The sequence below is a fragment of the Chitinophaga sp. YR627 genome (assembly GCF_900114995.1).
Classification (GTDB): domain Bacteria; phylum Bacteroidota; class Bacteroidia; order Chitinophagales; family Chitinophagaceae; genus Chitinophaga.
Genome location: NZ_FOUX01000007.1, coordinates 193,899 through 218,539, shown reverse-complemented (window position 1 = coordinate 218,539; position 24,641 = coordinate 193,899). Strand labels below are relative to the sequence as shown.

At 43.5% G+C, this 24,641-nt stretch carries 25 protein-coding genes; 18 read left to right on the top strand and 7 right to left on the bottom strand.

What is annotated here, in order from left to right:
* Positions 1 to 8 precede the first annotated feature (8 nt).
* The 8 genes from BMZ72_RS33045 (at position 9) to BMZ72_RS33010 (ending at position 11,143) form a co-directional block, all read left to right on the top strand.
* Positions 9 to 1,151, top strand: coding sequence for a FecR family protein (locus BMZ72_RS33045; protein ID WP_089815263.1), 1,143 nt, complete (start codon positions 9 to 11; stop codon positions 1,149 to 1,151).
* A gap of 231 nt (positions 1,152 to 1,382) precedes the next feature.
* A complete protein-coding gene (locus BMZ72_RS33040) occupies positions 1,383 to 4,934 on the top strand; it encodes a SusC/RagA family TonB-linked outer membrane protein (RefSeq protein ID WP_255373360.1) in 3,552 nt (1,183 codons plus the stop codon).
* Between the two features lie 11 nt (positions 4,935 to 4,945).
* A complete protein-coding gene (locus BMZ72_RS33035; protein WP_089815259.1) occupies positions 4,946 to 6,316 on the top strand; it encodes a RagB/SusD family nutrient uptake outer membrane protein in 1,371 nt (456 codons plus the stop codon).
* An 11-nt stretch (positions 6,317 to 6,327) separates the two neighbouring features.
* Positions 6,328 to 7,266 (top strand): discoidin domain-containing protein, encoded by a 939-nt coding sequence (locus tag BMZ72_RS33030; RefSeq protein ID WP_089815257.1) that lies wholly within the window; start codon positions 6,328 to 6,330, stop codon positions 7,264 to 7,266.
* A gap of 22 nt (positions 7,267 to 7,288) precedes the next feature.
* Positions 7,289 to 8,413 (top strand): TlpA disulfide reductase family protein, encoded by a 1,125-nt coding sequence (locus BMZ72_RS33025; RefSeq protein WP_089815255.1) that lies wholly within the window; start codon positions 7,289 to 7,291, stop codon positions 8,411 to 8,413.
* Positions 8,414 to 8,431: 18 nt separating this feature from the next.
* Positions 8,432 to 9,553, top strand: coding sequence for a TlpA disulfide reductase family protein (locus tag BMZ72_RS33020; RefSeq protein ID WP_089815253.1), 1,122 nt, complete (start codon positions 8,432 to 8,434; stop codon positions 9,551 to 9,553).
* Positions 9,554 to 9,814: 261 nt separating this feature from the next.
* Positions 9,815 to 10,057 carry a hypothetical protein gene (locus BMZ72_RS33015; protein WP_089815251.1) on the top strand — a complete coding sequence of 81 codons (243 nt, stop codon included), beginning with the start codon at positions 9,815 to 9,817 and terminating at the stop codon, positions 10,055 to 10,057.
* Between the two features lie 63 nt (positions 10,058 to 10,120).
* On the top strand, positions 10,121 to 11,143 hold the full coding sequence (locus tag BMZ72_RS33010) for an LLM class flavin-dependent oxidoreductase (protein ID WP_089815249.1): 1,023 nt from the start codon (positions 10,121 to 10,123) through the stop codon (positions 11,141 to 11,143).
* A gap of 89 nt (positions 11,144 to 11,232) precedes the next feature.
* Here the strand turns inward: BMZ72_RS33010 and BMZ72_RS33005 are convergent, their stop codons facing one another.
* Entirely contained in the window at positions 11,233 to 11,766 is a 534-nt protein-coding gene (locus tag BMZ72_RS33005; protein ID WP_089815247.1) for a hypothetical protein, read from the bottom strand.
* A 246-nt stretch (positions 11,767 to 12,012) separates the two neighbouring features.
* On the opposite strand from BMZ72_RS33005, the gene BMZ72_RS33000 reads away from it, so the two are divergent.
* Together BMZ72_RS33000 and BMZ72_RS32995 are read left to right on the top strand one after the other, a co-directional pair.
* A complete protein-coding gene (locus tag BMZ72_RS33000) occupies positions 12,013 to 12,588 on the top strand; it encodes a Crp/Fnr family transcriptional regulator (protein WP_089815654.1) in 576 nt (191 codons plus the stop codon).
* 80 nt (positions 12,589 to 12,668) lie between these two features.
* A complete protein-coding gene (locus tag BMZ72_RS32995; protein WP_089815245.1) occupies positions 12,669 to 13,742 on the top strand; it encodes an SDR family oxidoreductase in 1,074 nt (357 codons plus the stop codon).
* A 58-nt stretch (positions 13,743 to 13,800) separates the two neighbouring features.
* Here the strand turns inward: BMZ72_RS32995 and BMZ72_RS32990 are convergent, their stop codons facing one another.
* On the bottom strand, positions 13,801 to 14,703 hold the full coding sequence (locus BMZ72_RS32990) for a ketopantoate reductase family protein (RefSeq protein ID WP_089815243.1): 903 nt from the start codon (positions 14,701 to 14,703) through the stop codon (positions 13,801 to 13,803).
* 104 nt (positions 14,704 to 14,807) lie between these two features.
* On the opposite strand from BMZ72_RS32990, the gene BMZ72_RS32985 reads away from it, so the two are divergent.
* Together BMZ72_RS32985 and BMZ72_RS32980 are read left to right on the top strand one after the other, a co-directional pair.
* Positions 14,808 to 15,200, top strand: coding sequence for a winged helix-turn-helix transcriptional regulator (locus BMZ72_RS32985; RefSeq protein WP_089815241.1), 393 nt, complete (start codon positions 14,808 to 14,810; stop codon positions 15,198 to 15,200).
* A 99-nt stretch (positions 15,201 to 15,299) separates the two neighbouring features.
* Positions 15,300 to 15,653, top strand: coding sequence for a winged helix-turn-helix transcriptional regulator (locus tag BMZ72_RS32980; RefSeq protein ID WP_089815239.1), 354 nt, complete (start codon positions 15,300 to 15,302; stop codon positions 15,651 to 15,653).
* Positions 15,654 to 15,659: 6 nt separating this feature from the next.
* Here BMZ72_RS32980 and BMZ72_RS32975 read toward each other — a convergent pair whose 3' ends face one another.
* The 3 genes from BMZ72_RS32975 to BMZ72_RS32965 form a co-directional block, all read right to left on the bottom strand.
* Positions 15,660 to 16,574 carry a HigA family addiction module antitoxin gene (locus BMZ72_RS32975; RefSeq protein ID WP_089815237.1) on the bottom strand — a complete coding sequence of 305 codons (915 nt, stop codon included), beginning with the start codon at positions 16,572 to 16,574 and terminating at the stop codon, positions 15,660 to 15,662.
* Between the two features lie 68 nt (positions 16,575 to 16,642).
* Positions 16,643 to 16,882, bottom strand: coding sequence for a type II toxin-antitoxin system RelE/ParE family toxin (locus tag BMZ72_RS32970; protein WP_218155317.1), 240 nt, complete (start codon positions 16,880 to 16,882; stop codon positions 16,643 to 16,645).
* A 475-nt stretch (positions 16,883 to 17,357) separates the two neighbouring features.
* Positions 17,358 to 17,717: a MerR family transcriptional regulator gene (locus BMZ72_RS32965; RefSeq protein ID WP_089815235.1), complete on the bottom strand. Its 360-nt coding sequence runs from the start codon at positions 17,715 to 17,717 to the stop codon at positions 17,358 to 17,360.
* A gap of 101 nt (positions 17,718 to 17,818) precedes the next feature.
* Here BMZ72_RS32965 and BMZ72_RS32960 point away from each other — a divergent pair, with 101 nt between their 5' ends.
* From BMZ72_RS32960 to BMZ72_RS32950, 3 genes are all read left to right on the top strand, one after another.
* A complete protein-coding gene (locus BMZ72_RS32960) occupies positions 17,819 to 18,694 on the top strand; it encodes an alpha/beta fold hydrolase (RefSeq protein ID WP_177223006.1) in 876 nt (291 codons plus the stop codon).
* Between the two features lie 34 nt (positions 18,695 to 18,728).
* Positions 18,729 to 19,244, top strand: a complete 516-nt coding sequence (locus BMZ72_RS32955; protein ID WP_089815233.1) for a YkgJ family cysteine cluster protein — start codon at positions 18,729 to 18,731, stop codon at positions 19,242 to 19,244.
* A 93-nt stretch (positions 19,245 to 19,337) separates the two neighbouring features.
* Positions 19,338 to 20,231, top strand: coding sequence for a sugar phosphate isomerase/epimerase family protein (locus BMZ72_RS32950; protein WP_089815232.1), 894 nt, complete (start codon positions 19,338 to 19,340; stop codon positions 20,229 to 20,231).
* A gap of 72 nt (positions 20,232 to 20,303) precedes the next feature.
* On the opposite strand, the gene BMZ72_RS32945 is transcribed toward BMZ72_RS32950, so the two are convergent.
* Both BMZ72_RS32945 and BMZ72_RS32940 read right to left on the bottom strand, forming a co-directional pair.
* Positions 20,304 to 20,840, bottom strand: coding sequence for an LOG family protein (locus tag BMZ72_RS32945; protein ID WP_089815230.1), 537 nt, complete (start codon positions 20,838 to 20,840; stop codon positions 20,304 to 20,306).
* 29 nt (positions 20,841 to 20,869) lie between these two features.
* A complete protein-coding gene (locus BMZ72_RS32940) occupies positions 20,870 to 22,333 on the bottom strand; it encodes a family 43 glycosylhydrolase (protein ID WP_089815228.1) in 1,464 nt (487 codons plus the stop codon).
* A 318-nt stretch (positions 22,334 to 22,651) separates the two neighbouring features.
* Between BMZ72_RS32940 and BMZ72_RS32935 the strand changes: the two genes are divergently transcribed.
* The 3 genes from BMZ72_RS32935 to BMZ72_RS32925 all read left to right on the top strand — a co-directional run bounded on the left by BMZ72_RS32935 (position 22,652) and on the right by BMZ72_RS32925 (position 24,600).
* Complete coding sequence (locus BMZ72_RS32935; protein ID WP_089815226.1) at positions 22,652 to 23,101, top strand: GyrI-like domain-containing protein; 450 nt, start codon at positions 22,652 to 22,654, stop codon at positions 23,099 to 23,101.
* Between the two features lie 65 nt (positions 23,102 to 23,166).
* Complete coding sequence (locus BMZ72_RS32930) at positions 23,167 to 24,132, top strand: SAM-dependent methyltransferase (protein WP_089815224.1); 966 nt, start codon at positions 23,167 to 23,169, stop codon at positions 24,130 to 24,132.
* 36 nt (positions 24,133 to 24,168) lie between these two features.
* Positions 24,169 to 24,600, top strand: coding sequence for a hypothetical protein (locus BMZ72_RS32925; protein WP_089815222.1), 432 nt, complete (start codon positions 24,169 to 24,171; stop codon positions 24,598 to 24,600).
* The last annotated feature ends 41 nt before the right edge of the window (positions 24,601 to 24,641 follow it).

Sequence of the window (24,641 nt, the reverse complement as noted above, 5' to 3'; positions counted from 1 at the left end):
GGGCCGACATGCATCAACCAAACAACCCAGATCGGATTAACCTTCTCGCCCAAAAATGGCAGGAGGGCACTATAACAAAAGAAGAACGGGAGGAATTCGAAAAATGGTACAATAATTTCGACAACTCCCTGGAAATAAACTCGGATGAATCGCAGACAGAAATGGAGCAGCGACTATATAGCCTTATTGCCCAAAAAGGAAACATCCGTACAAAACAGACTATCACTATCAAATGGACGCGCCTGGCAGCAGCGGCTTCCATACTCCTTTGCCTGGGTATCGGCAGCTATTACTTTATAAAGCAGGATGAAGCAAAACCAATCGCAAAGGCAGTACAGCAGGATGTATCTCCAGGCAGCAATAAGGCAACACTGACCCTGTCGAACGGTCAGCAGATCTCGCTGAATGACGCCGGAAATGGTCCATTAGCTGTCCAGGGAAATACTAACATCACCAAAACATCAGACGGAAACCTCGCTTATGAACCGACGGATGGACACTCACCCGCATCCGCCGCAATCGCTTACAATACAGTGAGTACACCACTCGGGGGCCAATACCACCTCATCCTTTCCGATGGAAGCGAGGTATGGCTGAATGCCGGTTCTTCCATTAAATACCCCACCAGCTTCAAAGGAACAGAACGAAAAGTAGAGATCACCGGCGAGGTCTACTTCGAAATTGCACATAATGCAGCCATGCCATTCCATGTTGTTACGGAACGGCAGGTGGTGGATGTGTTGGGGACACATTTTAACGTGAATGCATATAAGGATGAAACAGCTATCAGAACCACTTTGCTGGAAGGTTCGGTGAGAGTAACCGGATCGAATAATACCAAAATCATACAACCAGGAGAACAGGCTATTTTGAACAGCGACGGCCTGAATGTTACCAATGCAGACCTGGAAGAAGCCGTTGCCTGGAAAAACGGTGAATTCCGCTTCAATGACGAAAAGATCGGTAGTATCATGCGCAAACTCGCGCGCTGGTATGACATAGAGGTCACCTTCAAAGGTCCGGCGCCGGAAGAAGGTTTCAATGGAAAAATATCCCGGTACAAGAATATCAGCCAGGCATTAAAGATGCTCGAAAAAACAAAAGCAGTCCATTTTCAGATTGAAGGAAAGAAGGTAATCGTGATGCAGTAGCGCTGTGCTATCACCTTATCAGTTTTCTGAAAAGCCATTCCGGAGTTCGAGACCGGAATGACTTTATGAATGGATATTTCAATAGTCTTTAAACTATTTAAACCGCGAAGCACCCGGATCATCTGGACAATGCAAAGGTGCGACGCCTAAATCCATACTATACAAATGTACAAACTTCACGCTAAGATTCCCGTGCAGCCGCCCGGCTGTATGGCTAAAATGCTATTGACTATGAAGTTAACTGCACTTCTATTGACGGTATTTATTATGCAGGTCAGCGCGTCATCTTTTGCTCAAAAGATAACGTTAAAAGAAAAAAACACACCACTTGGGGAGGTCTTCAATAAGATCAGTAAGCAGACAGGCTATGATTTTCTGTACACGTCCTCTTTACTAAGAGGCGCCAAACCAGTAAACATTGAAGTAAAGAACACTGAACTGAACATCGTTCTTAAAGCAGTTTTTTCCGATCAGCCTTTTGATTTCAGCATTGAAGACAAATCGATTGTCGTCACGCCGAAAACCAAACAGGCTGCACCAGCCGGCGCTTCAAATATGCAGGCGCTGATTGAGATCAAAGGCACCGTTATTGATGCAGCATCAGGACAACCGATTTCAGGTGCAAGCGTTGTTATTAAAAATACTGCACAAGGCATCAGAAGTGCATCAAATGGATTCTTCATCTTAAGCGGTGTCGACGAGAATGCGACGATTATCATCACCGCTGTTGGTTATGCATATAAGGAACTCCCTGCAGCTAAAAATATGGGCACTATTGCACTGGACATTCTTACTAAGAACCTTAAAGAAGTAGAAGTAACCGTGAATACAGGTTATCAGCGCATCAAGCCAGAGCAAAGCACAGGTGCGGTAGCCCAGATCAGTACCAAAGCGTATGAGTCCAGGGTTAGCACCAACTTTCTGGACGGCCTGGTAAACCGTTTGCCGGGTCTGATGATTAATAACAGTGTGTCTTTTACCAGTACAACACCAGGCAGTACCGGGTCTACTTCCAGAAGCCTGTTCAACATTCGTGGTATATCAACCATGTCAGCCAATCAGAGCCCATTGATCGTAGTGGACGGCTATCCAACGGAGCTGAGTCTCAATATGATAGATCCCAACGAGATCAAAAGTGTCACTATATTATCTGATGCAGCAGCCGCTACAATTTATGGAGTACGGGCATCCAACGGCGTGATCGTGATTGAACGCAAACAGGCTATGATCGGTAAACCAAGATTCGAACTCCGGCTTACCTCTAATATTACACCTAAAGAAAACTACAACCGATACAGGTACGCAGATGATGCCTCCGCCATTGTTGCAGACTACGAAAAAAGTATTTATTCAGGTAGTGTCAATTCAACTACCTGGCCACTGTTATCACTGATCGGCAGTAATGCCATTGTACCGAGAACACCAGTGTATTATCTGCTTGCTCAATCAGCGGGAAATGTTATTACACCGGAGCAATTTGCATCATCATATGCAGCATTACAACAATCCGACAACAAAAATGAATACCGTAAACTATTTTTGCGATCAGCAGTCACGCAGACCTATACTTTAAGTACTTCAGGTGGTAGTGACAGGGCGTTGTATTACATTAAAGCTAATTACACCAGAAACCGCTTTTCCCAACGCAATAATGATGACAACAACTGGTTACTTTCCGCAAGAACAATGCTGAAATTATCTCAAAGACTAACGCTGGAATTAACAACCGACTATGCAGAGTTAAGGAACAACAGTGCTCCTGTACCTGGTCTTGAAGACCTCTCTCCTTTTGAAGGCCTGCAGGATGTTAATGGCAATCCGCTCTATTCAACCAGAGGCTCTCAGGTCAATCCTTATTTAAATAACTCCCTAATGGGTAAAGGTTTGCAGGACATCCTTTATTATCCGTTGGTCGACGTCGATCAGATCAGTGACAAAGTAAAAACAGTCAATAATAAGATCACCGCGAACTTTAATTACAATATCGGAAAAGGATTCGGCTTGCTGTTTGGCGGCATTTATGAGAACTCAAATACTGACTCCCGGCATTATGCATCAGAATTCTCCTCTGAAGCAAGGGAGTATATCGCGCAATATGTTACTGTAAATACAGATGGTACATTGAACTATAACATTCCTAAAGGTGGTTATCTGAGACAGCAGGCAAGTAATTTCTTCAGCTATACCGCCAGGGCGAGTCTCACTTATAACAAAAAGATAGCTGCTGATCATTCATTTAATGCTATCCTGGGCGGAGAATTGCGGAACGTTGTTTCAAAAAGTAATCTGGCTTCTTACTTCGGGTATAGTGATGAAACATTACTACAACAACCAGTGAATTATGTAGGTATCACTGACGGATCAATAAGAGGTTCCTTTCTGACCAGCTCGCCTTTTGCTAACCGCTATAATTCACTTTTTGGTCAGCAGTACAATGAAGACAGGTTCCTGTCGGGCTTCTCCAATATCGTTTATTCGTACAGGGATATGTATTCACTCAGCGGAAGTATCAGGATTGACCAATCGAATCTTTTCGGCACAAATCCTAAATATAAATATAAGCCGCTATGGTCTATCGGAGCGCGTTGGAATGTTGAGAAAGAGCGCTTTATGCAACAACTCGACTGGGTAAATCAGCTAACTTTCCGTGTATCTTATGGCTTTAATGGTAACGTCGCAAAGCTCTCCCTCCCACAGGTTATCGCAGGGTATACGCTAACTCCTTATACAACTCCAAGAAGCACTGCCCTTGAATTACTATCCTATGCCAATAGCAGCCTGAGATGGGAGCAGACTAAGAATATCAACTTCGGAATGGACTACCGGATATTTACACATATCGATGGAACCGTCAATTATTATATCAAGAAGAGCACTGACCTGCTTGGTAATTCGTTAATAGACCCTACCATAGGGGTTAGTCCGTCCATTATCAATAATGCCTCTATTGATAACAGGGGTATTGAGCTCAGGCTGAATGCGGACTGGATCGCTCGTAAGAATTTTAACTGGAATACGGGATTTGTTATCGCACGAAATACCAGTAAAGTGATCGATGTTTACCAGCGGGTTGCCTATAACCCACAAACATTAAATTCACTAGGATATGTGAAAGGCTACCCGGTAGGTGCGATGTTTTCTTATCGTGATGCTGGCATAAGCAGTGCAGGTTTTCCACTGATAACAAATGGGAAAGGCAAAATCTATGAGGTCGATAATAGCTCAAATAACACTCCTCAGGGCCTCATGCTGACCAGTCTTCTTTCCAATGACACATCAGGCGTAACACGTTATGCAGGATCCTCTATTCCAACTATCAACGCTGGTCTGAGTAATCGGTTTGACATTGGCAGGTTCTATGTTTTTGCAATGGTGAATTATTATGGTGGGTTCAAAGTACGGGTTCCGGTACCTGATCCTTCCGTTCTCCGACCACTCGAAGGGTCCGGAAACTACTGGAAAAATCCGGGGGATGAAAATCATACAGATATACCAAATATCGCCACTTATAATAGCGGTAATCCAAACTTTGTATACAGATATTCTGATAAATATGTTGTCAACGGCGATTATATCACCTTGGGCGACCTTACGCTGTCATATAGTTTGGATAATCAGCCATTCGTAAAAAATATTGGATTTACGCACTTCGAAGTGAAACTGCAGGGATCTAATTTATGGACAAAGGGTTTTAATAAATACAACTACAGCGCAGCAGCTGGCAGTTTCCAGAAATCCTATATAACGCCGACATATTATCTGACAATTTTCACCAACTTCTAATAAGAAAACTAATGCACCGTTATAGTTATACCTTACTTTTTCTCATACTGGGTTGTTCGGTATTCACCGGTTGTGACAAGTACCTGGATATTCAACCGAAAGGAAAAACCCTTTTATCTACAGTGACCGATTATGACCAGTGGTTGAACGCTCCCTCACTTGTCAATGGTTTCGGGGCGCCTTTCGGGTATACCAACTTCATGACTGATAATGTCGATTTCGTAAACGCAGCGACACCCCCAACTACGCCACAGGAGCTACTGTATACCTGGTCACCACAGTTTACTTCAGACGTTGTTAGTGCTCCACTTTTGTGGGGGGAGCATTATGCACACATTAACCACTACAATACCGTTCTTTTAGGCATTGATGCAGCGACCAATGGAACAGGAAGCCAAAGGAAAGCACTGAAAGCAGAAGCGCTGCTCGGCAGGTCGCTGGAATACTTTTACCTGGTAAATGAATATGGAAATCCTTATGACTCAATGACGGCAGGTAAGGATCTTGCAGTTCCATTCGTGACATCCAATGATGTCACACAAACAGTACCGGGGAGAAGTACGGTTGACGAAATCTACAAACATATAATTGATGATACCAACGAAGCACTTGCTGATTTACCGGTAAATAACAGCATGAACAGACTGCGTGGTTCCCGTGCAGCAGCATACAGTTTATTGGCCAGGACATACTTCTACGCACGTAATTATGCCGAGGCCAGCAGGAATGCTGAACTTGCGCTGAATAATACGCAGGCAACAATGATCAACCTGAATGGTCCCCTTCCTACATCAGACCAGGTAGGCGTCCGTCCTGATGTTATATATGGCAGATTTGTTCTTGGCAACTTTCCCGTGGCTTTAGATTTCATGCGCTCTTTTGCCGGCAACGACCTGCGGGTGAACCGGATGTACTATAGTCTGGACAATTATCAATATACAACTCGAGGTGCAACCACGTTTATTCCGTTGCAGGTTACGCCAGCTCTTCAATATGTTAATAGCGGTACATCGGTGCAGGAGATGAAACTCATTATTGCAGAAAACGCGGCCCGACGTGGTGAACTGTCCGTTGCGTTGCAGCAACTGGATGACATACGGAAAAACAGAATTGCTGCATCAAGCTACGTGCCTTTTCAATCTGCTGATAAGGACGAAGTACTTGAGGAAGTATTGCTTGAAAGGAATCATGAACTGGCGTTTTCAGGACTACGCTGGTTCGATATGCGAAGACTGGATAAAGAAAACAGGATGGGAACAGTTAGCAGGTACGATGCCAACGGGAATGTCATTGCTACACTCCCCCCACACAGCAGCCGATACACGCTGCAAATACCAACGCAGGTTTTAAGTTTTAATCCGGGAATGCCACAAAACCCATAATATTTACAATTATGTCTAAATCTTATATCAACATATTATGCTGGCTGACGCTGCTCTTAGCTGCCTGTTCTAAAGAAAAAGGGGTTGAGGCATTGCCAGACAGCAGTATTGCTTTCGATTTAAAGGCAGGAGAAGATACCGTGGTTATGCCGCTGTCCATTCATGCTGATTCCATCATTACTGTCAATTTCAAGGCGGTTTTATCAGGCTCTCCATCCTCTACTGATCATTGGGTAAACTTTGCAGTGGACACATCAAAGATGAGTTCATACCGATTGAAATACGGAGCCGCATTACTGCTACCATCCAATTCCTATCTTTTTTATAAATCGCAGACCCGTTTACCTGCTGGCTCGTCCACCTCTGAGCCAACGCAGTTAAATATAGTCATGCAAACCAAGCTGACCGAATACACAACTTACGTGTTGCCTATCGTGATTCAGTCAGTCGACGGAGCGCTGGAAGGACCTGCTAAAACGGAAGTCTTGTATTATGTATTTAAGACAGGCGCCCCCCTGGTTATTAGCAAAACAGGGTGGACAATCGCTGGCGTATCTTCCATTTTCGGTTCATTTGTGGCACCCAACGTTATAGATGACAACAAAACGAGCACTTACTGGACCAGTAACATTACGCAGTCTATGCCGCAATGGATAAGCATCAATTTTAACAGAGATATTACGTTTTCTACTGTTAGTTATTCCGTTCCTACCTTATTAAACTATCCTGCTCAGGGCGGCTATCCAACTTCTATGCAGATTGAAACCAGCATGGACGGAAACACATGGGTGGACAAAGGAACATTTTCCGGTGACATTAATAACAATACACAGGCAATCAACGTAGGAGCTACTACAGCGAGATACCTCCGTTTTACATCATTGGCTTCCGTTAAATATGCAGGCGTTTATTCCGCCATATTCATCAGTGATATATCTCTGGTACCTTAAAGGAAACATAAATCAATAGCAAATGAAAACAATCAAATTTATATTAGGAACCATGTGCCTGCTTCCGCTTGGACTCAAAGCACAAAACAGTTTCACCGTTCAGGGTAAAATAGGTCCGAAAGCCACTCCCTCTATGGTTTTTCTGAATTATTATCAGGAAGGTAAGCCTGTCAAAGATTCTGTAATGCTGCAAAAAGGGCAATTCAGTTTCAAAGGCAAAGTGAATAGTCCGTCAGAGGCCATCATTTCCGTAAAAGAACAAGGTGCAAAACAAGCCGGCGGTGATGAGATCACATTCTACCTGGAAAATTCGAAGATCACTATCAGTTCAATGGACTCGCTCTGGAAAGCGACCGTTAAAGGGTCAAAAACCAACGACGAACAGGCAGCACTTCGGTTATTGCAAAGGCCCTATCGCAAAGTGGCAGACTCCATCATGCGTGTGTACAACAGCTGGACACCTGAACAGCGAAAAGATACGGCTTTGACAAAAACACTTGCACCTCCCATGCGGGCCTCTCAGGCGGGTTATGACAGTGTGAACCGCGTATTTATCAGCAGTCACCTTAACTCTTTTATTGCCTTACGTGTGTTCAAAGAACTGGAACTTGGGTATGATTTCAACCCGGATACTGCAGCAGTAAGATTCGCGCGGTTCCCTGCCAGACTGAGGGAATCCTATTCCGGAAAGAAAATGGCAGCCATGATTGAAATAGGTAAAAAGACCAATACGGGGGTAGTTGCGATGGACTTCACGCAAAACGATACGACCGGAAAACCTGTTAAATTATCCGACTTCCGTGGTAGATATGTACTGGTTGATTTCTGGGCTTCCTGGTGCAAGCCATGCCGTGCAGAGAATCCTAATCTGCTGAAAGCTTACAACAAGTTCAAAGACAAGAACTTCACTATTCTCGGTGTATCACTTGATGATGAAGACGGCAGAAAAGCCTGGCTGCATGCTGTGGCGAAAGATGGCATGCCATGGACACAGGTATCTGATCTGCAGGGCTTTAAAAGTAAAGCAGCAATTGATTACGGGATCAATGCCATTCCTGCAAATTTCCTGATCGCACCTGATGGAAAAATTATTGCCCGGAATCTTCGTGGCGATGAACTGGAAAAGAAACTGGCCCAGGTATTATAAACACATAAAAGATTAAACGTGAAACCATTTAGCTTAATTATATTTTCATTCGCTGCCTGTTGTCTGCCATTGACCATGTTTGCGCAGAAAGGCTATACGATCACCGGTAAAGTCGGACAATTAAAAGTTCCTGCAAAGGCCATGCTCCTCACTGTTCAGAACGGAGCTTTCAGAAATCAGGATTCTGTGACCGTTAAGAATGGCACCTTCCAGTTCAAAGGCAAGGTTGATGAACCCAAACAGGCGATCGTATCGATCGTCCGGGAGGGCGCAAAAGGTCCGGAAGCATCCGAAGACTATGTTTCCTTCTTTCTGGAGAATTCAAAGATCACTTTGAAGGGAACGGACTCCATAAAAAATGCAACCGTGGAAGGTTCAGTTGCTGAGAAAGAAAACAGCGAACTCGAAGCTTCAATACGACCATTCACCCGACTCATTATCAGGCTTAACGATGCCTTTCGCGGAAAGCCTAAGGACGACGCGTGGAAGAAGGCATCAGATAGCGTCACAAATGCTATCGCACAGATCAAATTGCTCAATACCAGGTTCGCTGAATCACATGCGAATTCCTTTATGGGTCTTTATGTATATCATTACAATGTGCTCGGCAGTAAATTCAACCCCGCAGAGGTAGAACCGATATTCCAGAAATTTTCACCGGAATTACAGTCCTCCCCACTTGGTAAACGCACATCGGAAAAATTAACCGCCAGCAAGAAAGGCCAGGCAGGTGTTAAAGTGACCGATTTTACACAAAACGACCTGAATGGCACACCATTTACGCTGTCCTCACTGAGGGGTAAATATGTACTGGTTGACTTCTGGGCCAGCTGGTGCGGTCCGTGCCGTGCGGAGAGTCCTAATCTGGTGAAGGCCTACGATGCCCTTAAAAACAGGAACTTTGAAGTTGTAGGTGTATCATTAGACGAGAACAAAGGCGCCTGGGCAGCAGCTGTAAAAAAAGACAGTCTCCCCTGGATACAGGTTTGTGACATGAAAGGGTGGAAAAACGAGGTAGCTGTACTTTACGGTGTAAACTCAGTACCGCAAAACTTCCTGATTGACCCTAATGGCGTCATCATTGCACGTGACTTACGTGGCGAAGGACTGACAGAAAAACTATCAGCGCTGATCAAATAAGCCTCAGCACGAACAATAACCTATTTATCCAATAACCAGCCAACCAGGGGGCGTCTTCCAACCAGAAGGCGCCCCTATCTTTTTACCTATCGCATATCTCCCATGGTCATCTGAAAAAACGTGTATCTTAGTGTAAGAATACATCTTACACAATAAGCCTCAACAACCGCTTTAGACTATGGAACAGGAGTTCCCCATTGCCACCTATATTGCCCTACAAAAGGACTACATGCAGAACGGGCCTCGCTTAAAAAAGAAAAAGTGGCCTGGAATACCATCAGAGCCCCCCTTAGCGAAGCTGAGACCGACGAATTAGATAAACAGTTCTGTGGAGATATTGAATATCTTATCAGCGCGATATACGATCCTGCTGACGCCCCTCCTTTACTGGAGTACCGCAATTCACTCAGGGCACTTGTAAAACGAGGAGCTTCTGCCAGATTAATGAAATGCAGAAGTACGGTAGAGAATACCATACAGTTTTTACGGCAGACAGGAATCTGATTGATTCCTTACACTGTTAGAATGGTTACCTTTGTGAGGACATTTTCAATAGAAAACGGACTTATGAAGAAAATAGGATTTTTATCGTTTGGACATTGGTCTGACCATCCAGCATATAAAACCCGTACGGCTAGTGACACATTGCTTCAATCCATTGATCTTGCTGTTGCTGCTGAAGAAATCGGTTTAGACGGCGCATATTTCCGGGTACATCATTTTGCTGCTCAGTTAGCATCCCCATTCCCTTTGCTTTCGGCCATAGGCGGGAAAACAAGCAGTATAGAGATTGGAACGGGTGTTATTGATATGCGTTATGAAAATCCCCTTTATATGGTAGAAGATGCAGGTGCTGCGGATCTGATTTCCGGTGGGCGGTTACAATTGGGAATAAGCAGAGGGTCACCCGAACAGGTGATCGATGGCTGGCGTTATTTTGGATATGAACCAGCAGCGGGAGAAACAGACACAGATATGGGACGGCGTAAAGCATTGCAATTCCTGGATAAGCTTAAAGGCGTTGGATTTGCCACACCTAATCCCTACCCCATGTTTCCTAATCCTCCCGGATTATTACGATTAGAACCACACTCCGAAGGACTAAGGGAACGCATCTGGTGGGGAGCATCATCGAATGCAACAGCGATTTGGGCTGCTGAAAATGGTATGCACCTGCAAAGTTCAACTTTAAAACTTGACGAAAGTGGCAAGCCCTTCCATGTGCAACAGGCAGAGCAGATCAGGGTATACAAAGAAGCATGGAAAAAAGCAGGCCATCAGCGGGAACCAAGGGTTTCAGTAAGCCGGTCAATTTTTGCACTGATCAATGATCAGGACAGATACTTCTTCGGACGGGACACCAACGGAGTGGATAAAGTTGGTAACATCGAGAAAGATCAACGCGCTATTTTTGGCAGAAGTTATGCTGGCGAACCAGATCAGCTCATCAGGGAGCTGGCGCAGGATGAGGCTATCAAAGAGGCTGATACATTACTTTTAACAATACCTAATACCTTAGGAGTCGACTATAATGTACACGTATTATCATCGATATTGAAACATGTAGCCCCCGGATTAGGTTGGCGTTAGTTCGTTATAGTTATCAATAAAAAAGGGAGACTTGCTAACGAGTCTCCCTTTTTATATTTGCACTATATTGTATGAAATGATTGATCCTTCTACTTTCCAGTCATTTTTTTCAGCGCGTCCTGCATCATTTTACCCGCCTCAGCCACTAACTCTTTATTAATTTTAGCTATTTTCTTCGTATCCTTCAGTACTGCCTTACCGGGTTTCAATACCAGATGCGCCAATACATTCTTGCCTCCCCAGAAATAATCATACACAAATGCCTCTCCCTCATCACCAGCTTCCATGTATAATGCGATGCTTTTCAATACCGCAAGCATCGGCAGTAACTCATAGTAGTTCTCCCCAAACATTCCGCTGGCGAAGTAATACACGCCATCTTCATGTTTTTCCAGGCTAAGTGTTTCGTCTGTATCTATATAAGATTCAAATACTTCGCCGTTCGTATCTTCTGATTCCATTCGAATTTCTTTCAATGGAGTTTTGGAGTACATCTCACGGCTATCCCACCATGCTGTCCAGTCTTCATCCACTTCTGGAGTTGTGAGTTCCGCTTCAAGGAAGCGTTCGAGGTTTTCTTTTTTAATCTTGAGTTTAACGAATAAAGATCTCAGTTCTGACATAAAATCCGATGTTAATTTGAGCTGTAAATACAACGGCTCTGTTTTTTGGGAGCCATTGCGAAATGAAGTTAACTAATGAAATATAGGTTATATCGGCCGCCAATATATAAAAAAACATTCAAGTCTTTATTCTTTTTCTCACTTACCATGCTGCACAAATTATCAGGCACTGACATCTTTCGTTTTTTTGATTTAGGCGATCCGCTTCGTAAGTTTGTAGCCGGTCACCTTTATAAATACAAGCGAATGTTTGATACACTATTTTTCCATATTGCGGCTAAGATCTCACTTCCTGACCCGGAAAAAGAAACGATAAAAACATTCTTTACGCAGAGAAAATTCAAACGCAAACAATTCTTATTGCAGGAAGGAGAAACCTGCCGGCAATTAAGCTTTATTTCCAAAGGACTGATCAAGTCTTATAACGTAGATGACAATGGCGAGGATCATATCAATCTTTTTGGATGGGAAGGCTGGTGGGTCTCTGACTTTTATAGCTTCCTGTCTGCCACACCCGGACAACTCAATATTGAAGCCATTGAAGATACCGAGGTATTGCAGATAACCCTGGCTGATTATGAAGCCATGCTGATCAAAGTGCCGGTGATGGAACGTTACTTCCGTATCTTATATCAGAACAGCATCGTCACAAAAGAACGAAGACTCATGAGCTCCATTACGCATACCGCGGAGGAAAAATACAGACACCTTCTGCAACATCACCCTGAACTCATCCAACGAATCCCCCAGACGCTGATTGCCTCCTATCTCGGGCTTGCTCCTGAAACGATCAGCCGGATTAAAAGGAATAAAACCCCTTAATCCAGATCAAGGGTATTTATTGACACAGATCAAGCCTTGTCTGATCAGGGCGGGATAGCTTTGCAATAAAACCAATTGATATGAGCAAGGATAAAATAGCACTTGTGGCAGGCGCCAGCGGTATTTCCGGCGGGAATCTGGCTGCATTGCTGATTGAAAAAGGATGGACGACCTATGGACTTTCCAGATCACCCAAAAACGATATCAAAGGCCTGATCCCTGTAGCTGCTGATCTGCTGGATGTAGTTTCGCTGACGGCGGCCTTAAAGGATATACAACCCACACATGTATTTTTTACGACCTGGATGCGGAATGATACTGAAGCTGAAAATATAAGGGTTAACAGTGCCCTGGTGCGCAACTTACTGGAGGTGCTTTCTCCACGCCGCTCTGTACGCCATGTAGGTCTGGTGACCGGTTTAAAACACTATCTGGGACCTTTTGACGCCTATGCAAAAGCAGGCGCGTTACCATTAACACCCGTTAGTGAAGAACACCCAAGATTGCCACTGGATAACTTCTACTACAACCAGGAGGATGAAGTATATGCAGCAGCAGCCCGTGATGGATTTACCTGGAGTATTCACCGTCCGCATACGATCGTTGGGAAAGCCGTAGGCAATGCGATGAATATGGGAAGCACCCTGGCGGTGTATGCCAGCATCTGCAAACAGGAAGGACTGCCATTTGTATGGCCGGGATCCGCGGCCCAATGGAATGGTATTTCTGACGTGACAGATGCCCGTATCCTTGCTGAGCAGATCATATGGGCAGCCACCACTCCTGAGGCCCAAAATGAGGCGTTTAATGTGGCAAATGGAGATGTGTTCAGATGGAGTGCTCTCTGGGGTGAAATAGCTGCGTATTTTGGCGTGGAACCTGTTGGATTCGATGGTGCTATTCATCCGCTGGACGAAAGACTGAAAACGTATGACAAGGCATGGGAAAAGATAGCAAAGGAGCATGGGTTAGTGCATACCGACATGGCAAAGGTTGCTTCAGCCTGGCATACAGACCTGGATCTTGGTCGGCCGATAGAAGTAATGACGGACATGTCAAAAAGCAGGAAACTGGGGTTTACAGCCTATAAGCACACCCGGGACTCTTTCTTTGAATTATTTGACCAGCTGCGAAAAGACAGGATCATTCCCTGAGTCTGTATACAAACAGGTGGTAAAATGATTTTACCACCTGTTTATCCAGCTTATGCTTCTACAGATAGCTGGCAATTGACTCCAGTCTCGGCACAGCAATCCCTTTACTCTTCGCTTCCGCCAATACATCCCGGCAAAAAGACCTCACTTCTTCCGGATTAGAATGATTCAGCAATGAATGCCTGAATGCAGGATTTAGCTTCATAATAGTCCTCATGAGTAAGCTCACCAGCCATGGTGGTAATTTGAAAAGAGCGGCTTCTCCCTGTACTTTTATTCCCCGTTGTTTTAATATAGGAAACAATTCACGTACATTCAGGACCACCTGTTGACCATGTTCCTTTGATGACAACAATGATCCTAAAGATCCTGCACGTAATGCCTGTGATAGTAAACCGGCATTCACCAGGAAATGAATGGATAACCATGTTTTAAAGTCCCTGTGTTCCATGATCTTAAATCCACTTGTTTTGAACAGCTGGCGGACAGCTATTTCCCGTGCTGTGGGTGTTGTGTCAAAAGTGCCAAAGTGAACCCGGCCAAACAATGCACCTTTCAATACGCCTTGCTGATCAACACCACCTGCTGCCATAGGAAAACCCCAGGCCAGCTGGTCTTTGGGCAATGCGGCTGCTTCAGTAACGGGGTCATTCCAAAAGTTATTGAAAATGAGTATTGTCGCGTTACTTACTTTGTCAGCTAAAAATGCAGCTACATTTTTGAATTGATAATGTTGTACACTCACAACGATCAGATCATAATCATGATCCGGAGGCAGATCTTCCCGCATGGTTACTTTCCAGGTGGTTTGAAGATGCTTTCCCCTATCATAGATATCCAAAGGAATTGTCGTTGCTTTCTTCCCTGGTCTTACATAAAATTCAACGGTATGTCCTGCCTGTTCCAGGGCATAAGCATATTGCACGGAGATAACCCCGCGACCAAACATCAAAATTTTCATTGGCTTATTGTAGTATGGTCGCTAAATTAGAACTAATATTAGTTTGTGAAAAGTAGGAACGCCGCCGTCCCTTAAGCACTTCGTAGTTAGAAATGAGCCAGACAATGGATGACAACAAAAAAAAATTTGAAAGATTTACAGCCCTGCAGGAAAAAATATCCGCAGGACCGGATGCATATAAGCATAGTATACTCTATGACTGCTGTTCCATATTCGCCAATAAATGGAACCTGTTAGTCGTGGTATCGCTGATGCAGGATACCAAACGGAACAGTGAATTATTGCAGCAGATCAATGGCATCTCTCATAAAATGCTGAATGAATCACTTAAAAAGCTGATCAGTCTGAAGATGGTAGAACGGAAGGTATATCCTGAAGTACCGCCAAGGGTTGAATATTCACTGACCGAATTTGGGCGGAGTTTGTCCGGTCCGCTGCTGGCATTTCTGGACTGGCATGAAGAATGGAAGGATAAATTTGAGACCCTATATCAATAATATTGTCATGAATAGTTACTGAATAGTAAAGTTAGCATCTTGTAATTTACTTTAGTAACTTTGTAACGAAAAGTAACCAGAAAGTAATAAATTAACCTTATGGAGTGCAGGAATGCTCAGGGAGAAGAACACAAAAGAGAAATGATGGCTGTTCAGGACTCAATGGATGTACTGAACGGAAAGTGGAAAATACCTATCATTTCATCTATTTGTTATTACAAACAAAGAAGATTTTCTGACGTTTTGAACGATGTAGACGGTATATCAAACAAGATGCTGAGTAAGGAGTTAAAAGAACTGGAAGTAAATAAACTGATCAGACGGATCGTTTTGGATACGCAACCTGTAACGGTGATGTATGAACTTACGGAGCATGGTAAAACCCTGCAGACGATCATTAATAATCTGACGGAATGGGGAATTAAACATAGGAAGGAAATTGTGGGAAGGTAAGTCAGGCTAGGACATCCACTTTGTAGCAAATTCATCTGCTTCTTTTTCTTTGATAAGGTCCTTATCAGAATACTCTACTTTCTCCAGGAAAATATCTTTTTTTCCATGTAAGAGAATATGTCCTGCTTCATGAAAAAAGGTAAACCAAAAGTCGTTATTATCTTTATACTGTTCTGTTAACTGAATGAATGGCGTATCATTTATCCATCGCGTTGAACCACTTATAGGAGCTTTGTTTATACGGGAAGTATGTACAACTTTAACACCTGCCTCCAGACAAATGTCCCGTAACTGATCTAAAAACCCGCAAGGATTATTTTCCTTCATTGCTTTCAAGACTGGCAGCGCTTCTTTGAATTTCTTTTCTGAATAACTTTTTGCCGCTAATTCCATTGCCTGTAGTTCTCCTTTACGAAGCCATGCAGAAATAGCATATGATTCGATAGTTTGCGCAAGAGAAATCCGGAAAGCTACTTTAAGTTGCTGATTAAAATAGTAATCCTCCCACGCCGTGTGAGTAGAGAATCCGAAAAAGGTGAGCATTTCCGTTGTTTTTTCCTGTATAGTAGTTACAGGCGGTAACCAGCCTTTTCTTATCATTTCTGCCAAAGGAAATTGCTTAGCCCATCCTACGGCTTCCTGAATGACAGCCTGTCTTTTTTTCCTTGCTATGAATTCGTCGTAGCTTCTTTGATGATTCATCCAAAAATTAGCGGGTATCCTTGTAACGCTCTCAAATTGAACAGCCATGTCAGGGGTAATCGAACTGTCTCCATTAATAACCGCTATTATTGTTTTTTCTGGCTTTCCTGTACGGAGAGCAAATTCTTTTGGCCCCATGACCATTTCAGCAAGTTTCTCTTTCAAGGTTTCTCCCGGATGTGGAACTGTTTGCGGAAAGTATCGATTTTGCTTTGTCATTACTATTTCTCTTTGTGATAATTGACGATTTCCCTGACTTCTACACCTGTAATTTCCATCCAGATATATTAACCTTGCTTACTGGCCTGGATAAGTTTCTCACGAAGTGTAAATACCAACCTGTAAGGTTGATCCAGGTCGCACGCCCACTGCCCTTTCCTGTTGTTCGTAAGTTCATAAAAATTACCAGGCAGATGTCTTACTTCTTCAAGATTTTCCGCATCTCTTAATTGTGCCAATCTGATCCTGATCTTCTCCGACCGGAGCTTGCCAAACTCCTTCAAACGTTTCCGGTCATTATTAGCCAATTCTTCTAATTTTTTATCCGAAAAAGTAATATCTACTACGAGGGTAATTTTATTTTAGTTAACAGAAAATGTAAATTAAAAAATACACGCAACGCACCTGCCCCTCTATAATATGGGGTCAGTGCCAGAAGCCAACTGAAAACAAGGAAACAACCAGAAGTACTATGTCCTGGAATCAGAAAATATTGAGATGAGAGAATTTACTGCATTCAGGCACTCACATTCACTGGTGTATTATCAAAACTAAATAAAACAGCATGTTCAGGTATAATTCAGGAAAGATGAACAGAAACTGAATAAATTACTATCATATTTGGGAGGAATGAACAAACTGCCTTAACACTATTAAAATAGAACACATGACAATAGCATTCGTTTAAGCAGGCCAGTAGTCTTTTATTTATTACATATCAAATTCTGCATAATCAGTATCTCCAGAAGAGAACTCATATTTCATAAAGAGTACACTCTTTCTCTACCGCCTCTCAATATTCTCCTTACAAACAGCTATCTGTTTCTTCATCGCATGCAACTCCTGTATCTTCTCATCAATCTGCAATAGCTTTTTATTCAGCACTTCAAGCTGCGCTTTTTTACTGATCTTTTTCAGATACCACGCATCAACCACCTCTTTAATCTCATTCAACGTAAATCCTACCGCTTTAGCCATTTGTATAAACCGCAGTTTATCTATCACATCATCGCCATAATAAACATAGTTGTTGGTCTTTACTTCCGGCTTCTTCTCTCCATTGATAAGTCCTGACTTCTCATAAAAACGGATGGTGCCGATCGGGATGCCTGTCTCCTTTGAAAGCTGGTTAATTAATCTCATTTAAAAAAATATATGAACTATGAAGTATACTGTATAGTTTCCAGTACCAAAAGTATTATTTAAGTTTGATCCGACAATTGATTTTAATAAAAGATATTCAGATGTATTCGGATCATGAATTACTGCAAAACCTGCCTGGTTTTGAAAATAAATATGCCGTGGTGAATGGGGTCAGATTGCACTATGTACAGGGTGGTAAAGGAGAACCATTGATCTTAATTCCCGGATGGCCGGAGACATGGTGGGCATATCATAAAGTAATGCCGCTGCTCTCTTCGCATTATAATGTAATAGTGGTGGATATAAGAGGAATGGGTAGTTCAGATAAACCATCAGCTGGTTATGATAAGAAAAACATGGGCAGGGATCTATATGAACTGATACAGCTATTACAGTATGAAAAAGTGCATATCTGTGGACATGACATTGGCGCGCACATAGCCTTCAGCTTCGCTGCCAGCTATCCTGCTGCTACCGGTAAATTGATCATGCTGGACACTCCTCATCCGGACGATTCCATGTATCAGTTACCCATGCTGCCTATACCTGGTTTAAATTATACCTACCCCTGGTGGCTGGCTTTTAATCAGGTAAAAGAACTGCCGGAAGCCTTGCTGGCAGATAGAATGCACCTGGTGATAGACTGGATCTTTAACACCATGCTAAAAGACGCCAATAACCTTAGTGCTTTCGACAGAGCTGTTTATAGCCAGGCGTACAATCAGCCGGAAGCTATCCGGGCCTCCAATGCCTGGTATCAGGCATTTACCCAGGATATACAGGATATTAAAACCTATGCACCAATTAGTACACCTGTTCTGGGGATCGCCTGTAGCAACAGCTATCAGCTGCTAACATCATCCCTCACAAAGTTCGCAACTGACGTAAAAGTGGAGGAAGTTAAAGACAGCGGCCATTTTCTTATGGCAGAACAACCACAGGAAATAGCCCGGCTGATAGCAGGTTTTTTGAAATGAGACCAGGATTATATCCTATCTTTGCGGCTTGAAAATGAATGCAAATCTCGCCGAAATTGCGGCCATCGCACAGCAAAAGGAAGCTGAAAATCAGTCTTTTAAATCATATTTAAAATCTCAGCCAGCTGATGATATAGATCAACTTGTGCAGGAACTCGATGCACTTGTTACGCCTCAGATCGATTGTACGGCCTGCGGTAACTGCTGCCGCTCTCTCATGATCAATGTGGAACCGGATGAAGTGACCCGGCTGGCAGCACACCTTAACCGGACAGAAGCGGATGTAATCGACAGCTATATTGAGACCGGGGTAAATAATAGCATGATGGTGATTAACAAAATTCCCTGCCACTTTCTGGAGAACAGCATGTGTACCATATATGAGCACCGGTTTGCCGGTTGCCGGGAATTCCCCGGACTGCATCTCCCGCAATTTACCAACAGACTATTTTCCATGATGATGCATTACGGCACCTGTCCGATCATCTTCAACGTACTGGAAGAAATGAAGGTAAGACTGGGCTTTAGTACCAATATGCAGACCACTTGAAAAGAAGCCGTAAAAAACACCATAGAAATCTGGTAGTTCGCTTGCTTTTGTGACAAATAGTTACGAATATAGTGACAAAGCGAACCCACGTCTATGAACCGTAGAGATTTCATTAAAAGCGCTGGTGCACTCACAACTTTTGCCCTCTTACCAGACACCCTACCAAACATTCCGGTAGCTAAATTTAAGCTCGGTCTGCAGCTCTTCACTATTCGTGAAGCCATGGACAAAGACCCGGAAAATACGCTGAAAAGAGTCGCCAAAATGGGCTACCAGGACCTGGAAACCTATGGTATCGGCGATAAAGGCCTAAGCTATTACGGCCTTCCCAACAAGGAGCTGAAAAGCCTGCTGGCTGATTTAGGCCTGTCTACATCAAGTGGGCATTATGATCTGTACCGTTTTAACAATAGTCCGGAAAAAGAGTTGCTGAATCATGTAGACGAATGTATCACCGGTGCTTTAGCCCTTGGTCAGGCATATATCACCTGGCCCTGGCTGCCTCCTGAAGACAGGTCCCTGGAAAAATTCAGGTCACTGACGTCTAAACTGAATCTTATCGGTGAACACGTTAAAAAGGCCGGACTTACACTGGCCTATCATAACCATGAATATGAGTTTATTGATTTCGAGGGAAAGAACGGCTACGATATCATCATGGAAGAAACCGATCCCGCATTGGTGAAACTGCAAATAGACCTGTATTGGGTAGTTCGTGCATCAAAACATACTCCTGAATACTATTTCAATAAACAACCCGGCCGTTTTGAGATGTGGCATATCAAAGATATGGACCGCGTATCGCACGACTATACAGAATTAGGGAACGGCGTGATAGACTACAAACCGATACTGAAACATGTCAAACATTCGGGGATGAAGTATTATTTCCTGGAACAAGGCAGTAATTTCAAAACCGGCGATGCGATGAATAGTATTGCAGAGAGTATTCAGTACTTCAAAAAAAATCTACAGAAACTGGTATAATAGTCCCTGATAAAGCATTCAGATCATCTTTACAATTATGCAACAGGTTGTTGCATAATTGTAAAGGTCCTATCAACTGAAGATCATTTCGGGTGCATCCACTACGATAAATGCTTCCGATACATCTGAGTATAGAAATCCATTTTCCCGCAGCTTCTGCACCTGCTGGATAAACAGATCAAAAAAGCCGTTAGAATTAATAACAAAGATTTTCTTATTGTGAATGCTCAGGCTGTTCCAGGCCATCACCTCTATCATCTCATCAAATGTGCCAATACCACCTGGCAGAATGATCACTGCTTCTGCTAAACTGTACATCAGCTTTTTCCTCGCATGCATATCCTCCACCACGTGTAATTGCGTTAACCTGTCATGCCTGAACTCCCTTTGAATTAACAGATCCGGCATCACTCCTACGGCCTGTCCGGCATTATCCAATACTTCATTTGCAACTACTCCCATCAGACCACTATTACCGCCTCCATAAACAAGCGTCACCTCATGTTGAGCTAACAACTTTCCAAGACTGGCCGCATGTTGCGCAAAAATAGGATCAAGACCGAATTTAGAGCCACAGAATACTGCGGCTGATTTAAATGGTAAAAACATCCCCAAAAGTAGCAAATCCCCGGGCATTATTAAGGGGTTTCCAGTTTCCACAACTGTGCATCAGCGCCATTCCAGGTCCACGACCGTACATCCGCTCCCGGTGTAGGATCACTATTGGCCACATCCATCACGTTATTACTGCCTTTCGCCATGATCCGGTAATATCCGTTACCAGTTGCTTCAAGCCGCCACAACTGGCAGTCATTTGACAACACATCCCATACCTGAATATTCGCCCCTCTGTCCAGGCCACAGGCATTTAGGTCCAGTGCCTTATGATTCGGTAATGCGGAAATAATCTTATAATAACCATTATTCTGATAGGTAAATGTCCACTTCTGACCATCGCAATTGGTTCGTGTCCATGTTCTTACATCCGCATTGCCAGTGGCGCATCCTGCAATATCGAGATATAGACCCGCTCCTGCAGTCGTATTGACCTTTGACCTGACAACGTATTGTCCATCTGGTACAGGATTAGGCGTATAACAGATCCCATCATATTTCACCACACCTGAATTGGTGATATTGACCGGCAGGATATTCCCCGCACCATCAAAAAATAACCGGTCGATAGCGACCTGCCTTTCATCGACATTGGTGCTTGTTCTGCGGTGGTAGACAAAATAATATTCATCACTGCAACCTGCCTTTCGGATCACCGCATTATGACCCGGTCCCTTCACAGGGCCTGATGGGGAAGTAATGCGTCCTTTGTAGGTCCATGGCCCCATAGGACCGCTGGCTGTTGCATACTCTACATGGTAATCATCATTCCTGTAATCATTAATGGAATACATGAAGTAATAGATACCATTTCGTTTTATCATATAAGGTGCTTCAAAATAATTGGATGGCTTATCATGACTGCGGGTACCGGTCAGTGATATCATGTCATTATTCAGCCGCTGGATATTCAATGTAGTATTACCCCAGTACAGGTAGGCCTGTCCGTCTGTATCAATAAAGGCCATCGGGTCAATAGGATCAGTACCATCTCCCGTAGCCAGGGCACTTCCCCGGTCTATAAACGGTCCTGTTGGACTCGTGCTTACCGCAACCCCTATTTTCTTGGCAGCCGTAAAATACATATAGAAATTGCCATTACGGACCACTACTGATGGTGCCCATCCCCCCGTATGTGCCCAGCTGACGTTATTCAAATCCAGCACAATACCTTCATCATTCCAGCTGAGCAGATCAGCGGAAGAATAAGCGTGAAATTGGCTATTATTAGGCCCAATAGCCGTAGTATAGACGTAATACTTACCATTGGCATAAATGATGTCAGGATCGGCTGTAGGAACCGGTAAAACAGGGTTTCCGCTCATCAGATCAAGGGCGGCAAAAACTACCGGATTGGCATCAGGATCAGCAACAGCTATGGCAGATGGACGATGTAAATTATTATCATGCGAACAGGCACAGATACACATACTAACTACGACTGCATACAGCAGTAATCTGGTGTAATTTTGATCAGGTTTTCTCATGGGTTTTCAATTTAGTGGTAATGAAAAAAATATACGTCGGGTATAAACGTAATATTGCGCTGGCAATGGAGATGGGCGGGTTTAAGTGGAATTCTCTGCAATATCTAAATTTAACGAAAATGTCCGGTATTTTTGCTGCGAATGGTCAGTCAATTACAGGAAATTTGGGCTATCCAATAGTCTGACTATAGTTACTCTCCGTTAATGCTGCGTTCAAAAGCCAGCACTACCGAAGCATCACTATAGAATAAACACTACTGACATAGGGTTGTCACTTCCTCCTGCTACATTTGCTGCAAATAATCAAAAACACAAATCATGGATATTCAACAGTTTAAGGTAATTGGCATCAGCATCGTCACTACAAACGAAAACGGACAGTCAGGACAGGACATTCCTGCATTATGGCAACGCTTCTTTTCTGAAAATATACCGGCGTTGATCCCTAACAAGATCGATGATACGATCTATAGTATTTATACGGATTACGAAAAGGACCATACCAAACCATATACCACCATTCTGGGATGCAGGGTATCTTCCCTGGAGCTAATCCCTGAAGGCATGACGGGAAAAACAATCAATGGCGGAAAATACCACCTCCAGGTAGCAAAAGGTAACGTCTCCCAGGGAGCCGTTTATAATGAATGGGTGAAGATCTGGAATTCAGACCTGAAAAGAACCTTTACGGCTGATTTCGAAGTATATGGGGAACGTGCACAAAACCCGGAAATGGCAGAAGTGGATATCTTCATCGCTGTTGAATAATATCAGCATACATACTGAAGGGAGAAAGATTGCCTATATTGTACAAAAGAATACTACTGTTACCGATGACCAATGAAGAGTTAAAGCTGCGTTTGCTGCAATATGCGAAAGCTATTTTCAGTCCGGGAGATTTTCACGATCAGCTGGCCCCCGCTGTAATGGGCTATTCAGATCTTTTATCAACGCACTTTGTGATAGATAAGGAAAAGGGACAACAACATATCAAAACACCCAACGGAAACGCAATCGGCTCTATCTGGGCAGCACAATGCGGCCGGGAAGTGTTGAGGACCCAACGCTTTTCAAGGGGCCTTTCAGATGCGATCTCTGTTGCGTTGAATAAAAGCAAAAAACCAGTACACGTTTTGTATGCAGGAACTGGTCCGTATGCCACTTTAGCCTTACCCGCAATGCTGACGTTCAAACCGGAAGAGGTGCAGTTTACCCTTCTGGAGATAAACGGGGAAAGTATTGGTATCTTAGATCAGGTCATAGAGGCTTTAGACCTGCATGCCTACGTGAAAGCCATTCATCAGTGTGATGCATCTGTATGGGAACTTGTTTCAACTGATGTCGATATCGTTATCAGTGAGACCATGTATAAGGCGCTCTCCGCAGAGCCACAGGTAGCGATCATGCTTAATCTGGCCAGCCAGCTACCCCGGGAAACAGTTTTCCTGCCTGAAGAAATTAAAGTATCACTCTGTAAATGGAATCAGCGGGATGAAGCACCGCAGCTCCTCACGGAACTTATTTCTTTTGATAAGGAATACATGTATGCTATTATCAAAAACTCCTCCAATAGCAACTGGGTATTCGATCACCAGCAAATACAGGTGCATTTGTCGGAAGATGAACAACTCTATCTGACAACAGATATCCGGGTAAATGAGGGGAATACGCTGCACCTGAATGATAGTTCGCTGAATCTCCCGGCAAAGGTAAATGTTCCCAGGAAACATGGCGCAATAAGCCTGAACTGCCAGTATAGTTTACAAAACCCCACCGGATTCCGGATCAGCGGGATTTAACAACATCTTTATTGAACAATAGGATCGCTCCCCTATATGAGAATAAGTAAGTATTATCTGCAGGCAACACTCATTCCATTCCTGGTTACAGTTGGCATTACCGCTATCTTTACCATCATAGAAAACAGGCAGTTGAGCAGTCAGGGGCTGACGCAGGAAACTGCAATAACAACAGCCATTCTATCCAGTATTTTATACTGTCTGTTGCTTAATGTACTATGCCTCACTATTTTCTTATGTAAACTGGAAGTGGTAAAAAACAGCCTGTTACTGACTGTTTTAAGCTGGTTTTTATTACCCTTATCCCCTGCTTTAGTTATCATCCTTAAAGATTTCAACTACTACCTGGACATAGGATTATCATCAGCGAGTGGTGACCTGTTGTATTTAGCATTTTTAAATGGACCACTTATCGTAGGATTAACCTGGTCGTTCATATCTTACAGGAAAGCATTGGCATCTCCTTAAACAGATAGGTAAATAACTTAAACAGCCGGACTAATGTCCGG